Source organism: Microcoleus sp. MON1_C1 (assembly GCF_036701945.1).
Taxonomy (GTDB): Bacteria; Cyanobacteriota; Cyanobacteriia; order Cyanobacteriales; family Microcoleaceae; genus Microcoleus.
Window position 1 is genome coordinate 1 of the sequence record NZ_JAUBRO010000020.1, and the last position, 6,850, is coordinate 6,850.

5 protein-coding genes are annotated in these 6,850 nt (G+C 45.9%); 2 read left to right on the top strand and 3 right to left on the bottom strand.

What is annotated here, in order from left to right; genetic code table 11:
* Positions 1-91 precede the first annotated feature (91 nt).
* Positions 92-436 (bottom strand): DUF779 domain-containing protein, encoded by a 345-nt coding sequence (locus QUA62_RS13210; RefSeq protein WP_333404524.1) that lies wholly within the window; start codon positions 434-436, stop codon positions 92-94.
* A gap of 204 nt (positions 437-640) precedes the next feature.
* Entirely contained in the window at positions 641-2,161 is a 1,521-nt protein-coding gene (exaC, locus tag QUA62_RS13215; protein WP_333404526.1) for an acetaldehyde dehydrogenase ExaC, read from the bottom strand.
* A gap of 304 nt (positions 2,162-2,465) precedes the next feature.
* Between exaC and QUA62_RS13220 the strand changes: the two genes are divergently transcribed.
* Positions 2,466-3,203 (top strand): A/G-specific adenine glycosylase, encoded by a 738-nt coding sequence (locus QUA62_RS13220; protein WP_333404527.1) that lies wholly within the window; start codon positions 2,466-2,468, stop codon positions 3,201-3,203.
* Between the two features lie 817 nt (positions 3,204-4,020).
* Positions 4,021-5,226 carry a phytochelatin synthase family protein gene (locus tag QUA62_RS13225; protein WP_333404529.1) on the top strand — a complete coding sequence of 402 codons (1,206 nt, stop codon included), beginning with the start codon at positions 4,021-4,023 and terminating at the stop codon, positions 5,224-5,226.
* 409 nt (positions 5,227-5,635) lie between these two features.
* Here QUA62_RS13225 and QUA62_RS13230 read toward each other — a convergent pair.
* On the bottom strand, positions 5,636-6,850 hold a 1,215-nt coding region (locus tag QUA62_RS13230; RefSeq protein WP_333404531.1), incomplete at its 5' end, for a WD40 repeat domain-containing protein.

The following is a 6,850-nucleotide window of genomic DNA, read 5'->3' on the forward strand; positions in this document are numbered from 1 at the left end:
GCTAAATATAATCTTTTCAATTTTCCTAACTTGAAAAGATTTGATGCCTTTTCACAATTCATATAGGATTGCTATATTAGGGAACGCCGAGTTAATCAGCATTAACAAACAACCGGGAACGAGTAATAAAACGCTCTCCATCCGGCCCTTCCAGGGAAAAATCGCTGCCTCCGGGCCCCGATGCCACGTCTATAATTAACTGCGTGTGCTGCCAATATTTGTATTGCTGCGCTGCAATATAAAAGGGACAACCCCCTATTTCCCCCAGCAATACGTCACCATCACCGATTATCAATTCGCCATTGGGAAAGCACATGGGGGAACTACCGTCGCAGCAGCCGCCGGATTGGTGAAACATCAATTCTCCATGTTGAGTTTTGAGATAGTTGATTAATTTTAAAGCCGCTTCTGTTGCCGTGACTTTTGCAGTTTCCATTGCAGTCTGTTTAGAAGAATGTCTAGTTATTATTATGAGTTTGTAGTAAGCTGTCGGGCATCTAAATTGTATTTTTGGGCGGGCGGTATGCCCACCCCACAAGCAGAAAATTCACTCTTTGTGGAACAGGCATCTTGCCTGTTCCTGACAGAATTTAATACTTGAAGGACTTGAGCCCTCACTACAAACCAAGGAGTGAAAACTTTAGAAAAAACCTAATGCTTTGGGGCTGTAGCTGATTAACAAATTCTTAGTTTGCTGGTAGTGATCTAACATCATTTTGTGATTTTCGCGACCGATTCCCGATGATTTGTAGCCGCCGAATGCTGCGTGGGCCGGATAGAGGTGATAGCAGTTTGTCCACACGCGGCCTGCTTGAACGGCGCGACCCATGCGGTAGGCGGTGTTGATGTCGCGAGTCCAAACTCCTGCACCTAAACCGTAGAGAGTATCGTTGGCAATTTCTAATGCTTCGGCTTCGTCTTTGAAGGTGGTGACTGCTAATACTGGGCCGAAGATTTCTTCTTGGAAAATTCGCATTTTGTTGTTTCCTTTGAAGACTGTCGGCTGGAAATAATAGCCGTCTTGCAAGTCGCCGGATAAGATGTTTCTTTCGCCGCCAATAAGACATTCTGCGCCTTCGGCGTGACCGATTTTGACGTATTCGGCGATTTTTTCCATCTGGTTGACGGAGACTTGCCCGCCGAGGGCGGTTGTCGGATCTAAGGGGTTGTCTTGTTTGATTTGACGGATGCGATCGATCGCCCTTTCCATGAATCGATCGTAGATTGACTCCTGAATTAAGGCGCGGGAGGGACAGGTGCACACTTCGCCTTGATTGAAGGCAAACATGACTAATCCTTCGACTGCTTTGTCGAGGAATTCGTCGTCTTGGGCGCAGATATCTTCAAAGAAAATGTTGGGGGATTTGCCGCCTAATTCTAGGGTGACGGGGATGACATTTTGGGAGGCGTATTGCATGATTAGCCTGCCGGTGGTGGTTTCGCCGGTGAAGGCGACTTTGGCAATCCGGGGACTGGTGGCCAGGGTTTTGCCGATTTCGGCGCCTGGCCCGTTTATGACGTTGATTGCGCCGTCTGGTACTAAGTCGGCGATAATTTCCATCAGTACCAAGATTGAGGCGGGGGTGGGGCCTGCTGGTTTGAGGACGACGCAGTTGCCGGCGGCGAGGGCTGGGGCGAGTTTCCAGGCGGCCATTAATATCGGGAAGTTCCAGGGGATGATTTGTCCGATGACGCCTAGGGGTTCGTGGAAGTGGTAGGCGACGGTGGTTCCGTCGAGTTCGCCGATCGACCCTTCTTGAGCTCGGATGCAGCTTGCAAAGTAGCGGAAATGGTCGATCGCCAGCGGTATGTCTGCGAGGCGGGTTTCGCGAATTGGTTTGCCGTTGTCCCAGGTTTCGGCGATGGCGAGGCGATCGAGGTTTTCTTCGATGCGATCGGCTATTTTGTGTAAAACCCGCGCCCTATCGGCTGGGGAAGTCTTACCCCACTTGTCTTTCGCGGCGTGGGCGGCATCCAGTGCCAATTCTACATCCTCCGCGCTCGATCGGGGAACTTGACAAATTGATTTTCCTGTAATTGGAGAAAGGTTTTCCGAGTATTTTCCTTTCACCGGTGGCACCCACTGCCCGCCGATAAAGTTGTCGTAGCGAGATTGAAAAATCGACTGACTGCCGGATTGAACAGGTGCTGCTACTACCATTTTATTACCTGATTAAAAATTTGTTTTTGCGGACTATCGAAAAAAATCTGTTGAATATCAACTATCGTCTATTCTCTGGCACTTTTGTTCTTTAATATACAAAATTTTACATTCTTCCAATATTTGAAATCAACGTTGTTTCTAGGTTTCTGGGTCTATCTGGTTGTTAATAAGATTTTTTTTATAAACCGCAGAGTACGCAGAGTACGCAGAGGAAGAGAGCCTAAAAATATAATTTTACAAATTATTTAAATCTGCTAATATAGAGATATAAACTTGGCAAGTCATCAAAAGTACCAATCAAATGCCTGCCTTAAATACCGTTGTTTTTTCTTCCGATATTGAGCCTGGGTCAAAGCATTTAGACGCTGCTAAAATCCGGTGGTTTCAACGCCGGCTGAAAGCTTGGGCCCGGCAGAATTTCCGTGATTTTCCTTGGCGGCGCACCTGCGACCCCTACGCGATTTTGGTGGCGGAGTTGTTGCTGCAAAAGACTACTGCCGCTACAGTGGCTCCGATTTATCAAGAATTTGTCGATCGATATCCGACTCTCTCGGATTTAGCGGCCGCGCCTGCTGCGGAAGTTGCTAGTTTGTTGCAGCCTTTGGGTCTTTTTTTTCGGGCGCAAAAGCTGCGGGAATCGGTGCTGGTTATCTTAGAAAATTATCAGGGAAATGTTCCCCGCACGGAAGCTCAGTTGCTGGAACTTCCCGGAGTTGGCAAGTACATTGCGAGATCGGTTTGCGCTAATGCTTTCGGACAGCCAAAAGCTGTGCTCGATACGAATGTTGCTCGGATTTTACAGCGTTTTTTTGGGATTGACGGCGGTAAGGTAAAATCGCGATCGCCCGAACTTTGGGAAGCCGCAGAACGAGTCGCTCCCAAACAGCAAGTCGGGCCCTGGAATTTGGGTTTGCTGGACTTCGGGGCGGCAGTTTGCACTGCAAGAAACCCCCGCTGCGGCGAGTGTCCCCTGCAACAGCAGTGCGAGTACAAAATTAGCAGCGAAATCAATTCTAGGCTCATTCCCGAACTCAGTTGACAAATTTTGTGCAGTCATTGTAGGGGCGCTTTAAAACAATTTCTGACTCAAACCAACAACCTCAAAAACCCGCCTCACCCACTGTAAATACTATTAATTAACTGTGCCACAGCGGAAGTTCTATGCGAAATTTAGTACCTTTACCAGGTTGCTAAAAACACTTTAAATCTCATTTTTTTGGCTCTAAAATTATCCGATATCTGAGAGTAATTATTGACGATATGCCTGGTTCTGCCAACCAACAAGGAAGCAGAAAGTTGCGCTGTGAGATATTTGCTAATTCCCATATCGTTATCAGCCACCTCAATATAAATCCCCTGAGCATCGATCCCTCAGTGCCAATCCCAATCATCGGTTTAAATTTGATTGATTGCAACTCTTACAACTGTTGAGCGGACTCTTCTAAAACATCGATCGCGTGATTGAGGATATTCAGAAAAGCTTGATTTATCTGAGATGTTGCACCATTTTCAAGAAGCTTTTTATGAACAGGCAAGATGCCTGTTCCACAAAAAGTGAAATTTATTGTGGAACAGGCATCTTGCCTGTTCTTGAGAAGGGTCTAAGATGTGAGATTAAGCCGAGCTGCATACCGCTCAATCTGTGGCAAATTTCCGATTTTTTTCATCAGCTTGATGTCTAGCCTTCTGTCGCAAATGGTCGCGTTTTTTAAATTTGCACCCAGAAAGTCAAACCTCCGCAGTGTTTTATTGCTAAAATGGAAAAAAAAGAGTAGATAAGTGCATTCATCATTATCAATGTGACGATTTTGCATAATATCTATTAGCACCATAAGCAATCAGGGTTAAAACACTCAATGTCTGCTCAAGGGTTTTATCGTCGTTCACTCCCCGATTCTGCTATTGCCTTTTCCTCGGTAGAGGGAAAGCAAATATTTCGAGAAGCGTTGGCATTGGGAGGTATGGAAGGGTATTTTGCTCTAGCCGAACAGTTTCATACTCAAGCAGAACCCGCTTTTTGTGGATTGGGTAGTTTAGTTGTTGTTCTTAATGCCTTATCCATCGATCCGGGTCGCATTTGGAAAGGGGTGTGGAGATGGTATGGAGAGGAATTTTTAGATTGTTGCTTACCTCTTTCAGTCATTAAAGAAAACGGTATCACCTTTGATGAGTTTGTCTGTATCGCACGTTGCAACGGTGCTGTTGTAAAACCTAACCGTTACCACCAAAGCAGCTTGGAAAACTTTCGGCAAGCAGTTGAGGAGGTGACTGCGGCGTCAGGTGATATTCATCTAGTTGTTTCCTACAGCCGAAAGGTATTGGGACAAACGGGTGATGGTCACTTTTCACCAATTGGTGGCTATCATCCACAGCGGGATCTAGTTCTTCTGCTGGATGTTGCGCGTTTCAAATATCCACCTCACTGGGTTTCTCTACCTTTGTTATGGCAAGCGTTTGAACCTGTCGATCCGGTCACTAATCAATGTCGAGGTTATATTTTATTGCAGAAGAGTGAAGGGTTGCCAGAAACCTTTTTTCATATTGCTTTTGATTTACATCAGTGGCGTAGTGTTGCTACTTACTTTGCAGAAATACTCCCAGACATTCTGAGAAAAGAGCAACCTGATTCAATTGCTTCATTTGTCAGTACCATCCTGCACCATTGGACTGTTGAATTCACAACTATGGTGCATACCTCGTCAGAGACAGCAGAGACACTTGAGAAATTACGGGCAGCTATTCAGTTAAATTCACTGTTTGATATTGTTCACCAATGCTTGTCAAGCGATGAGTCGGATGCAATGTCTGTTGTAGGGAAGTGGCGATCGCAACAGCCATTCGTAGCAGAGATAATAACAGCAATATTACTCTCGTGTCCCGAAACGCTCTATGCAACTCTCAAACCCGAGTTACGACTGTGGTTTAGTGAGGTTCGCCACCTTGAGAAACTACTCCCTCCCTTGGATGTAGAGATATCTAGATTGAGAGAACAAATGTCAGCACTCCAGGAGTTTTACACTTTATATTCCAAGGGACATCAGTGCAATATCCCTCAGAGTTAGCTCCTACCGCCTTTTGAACTCCCCAAACCTCGCCTAACTACAAAAGTGAAAATTAAATAGCAAGATTTAATAATACGATTTGATAGCGAACGAATTGCCAGAAAATTATCAGGAAGGGGTGGATGTCATTAAAGTATTTGCGACTGTGGATGAAACGAATTTTGAATTATTGGAGTTGCCAGCGTTAGATTAATCTCGGAAAGGATTGGGCCAGCAAACACCGAGGAATGCCTTGGAACAATTGCTGGCGGCAGTTGTGGATAAATATTCGCGGCAGCGAAATATTAGGGTTGTGACTGATGCGAGTGAGGAATGAACGACGGAAAAGGTGGAAGTGGTGGTGAAAAAGAGTGGGGTTTGAGTTAGGAGTAGGGAAAAGTTTAAGAAATCTACTTTTTGTTTTCCCCTTCTACTGGTTGGTTAGGTAGCTGGCGCACATTTGTTTATCGTCTTTTGTGACATTAGGATTGGTTTTCAGATAATCGCTGACCCAATTACAGCCTTCTGACATACTCTTTTCTAAGTTATTATCGACTGTCCACAGTTTCACGGTATTGTCAGTACCTCCACTTGCCAGAGTTTGACTGTCGGGACTCCAACTCATACTATAGTCATAAAGCAAAAAACTCTGATGACCGCTAAGAGTTTGCAGGAGTTTCCCCTGTTTACTCCACAGTTTCACGGTATTGTCATTACCTCCACTTGCCAGGGTTTGACCGTCGGGACTCCAACTCACATTATTGACACCACTCTGATGACCACGAAGAGTTTGCAGGAGTTTGCCTTGTTTACTCCAGAGTTTCACCGTCTTGTCAAAACTTCCTGCAGTTGCCAGAGTTTGACCGTCGGGACTCCAACTCACACTATTGACAATACTCTGATGACCACTAAGAGTGAACAGGAGTTTGCCTTGTTTACTCCAGAGTTTCACCGTCTTGTCTCCACTTGCAGTTGCCAGAGTTTGACCGTCAGGACTCCAACTCACTCTCCAGACCTCTTTTTGATGACCCCTAAGAGTGAAGAGGAGTTTGCCTTGTTTACTCCAGAGTTTCACCGTCTTGTCTCCACTTGCAGTTGCCAGAGTTTGACCGTCGGGACTCCAACTCACACCCGAGACATATTCTTGATGACCGCTAAGAGTGAAGAGGAGTTTGCCTTGTTTACTCCAGAGTTTCACCGTCTTGTCACGACTTGCAGTAGCTAGAGTTTGACCGTCGGGACTCCAACTCACACCCGAGACAGATTCTTGATGACCGCTAAGAGTGAAGAGGAGTTTGCCTCCTTTATTCCAGAGTTTCACCGTCTTGTCACGACTTGCAGTAGCTAGAGTTTGACCGTCGGGACTCCAACTCACACCCGAGACAGATTCTTGATGACCGCTAAGAGTGAAGAGGAGTTTGCCTCCTTTACCCCAGAGTTTCACCGTCTTGTCAATACTTGCAGAAGCCAGAATTTGACCGTCGGGACTCCAACTCACACCCAAGACATATTTCTGATGACCACTAAGAGTTTGCAGGAATTTGCCTTGTTTATGCCAGAGTTTCACCGTGTTGTCCTCACTTCCAGTAGCTAGAGTTTGACCGTCGGGACTCCAACTCACACTAGAGACACCACTCTGATGACC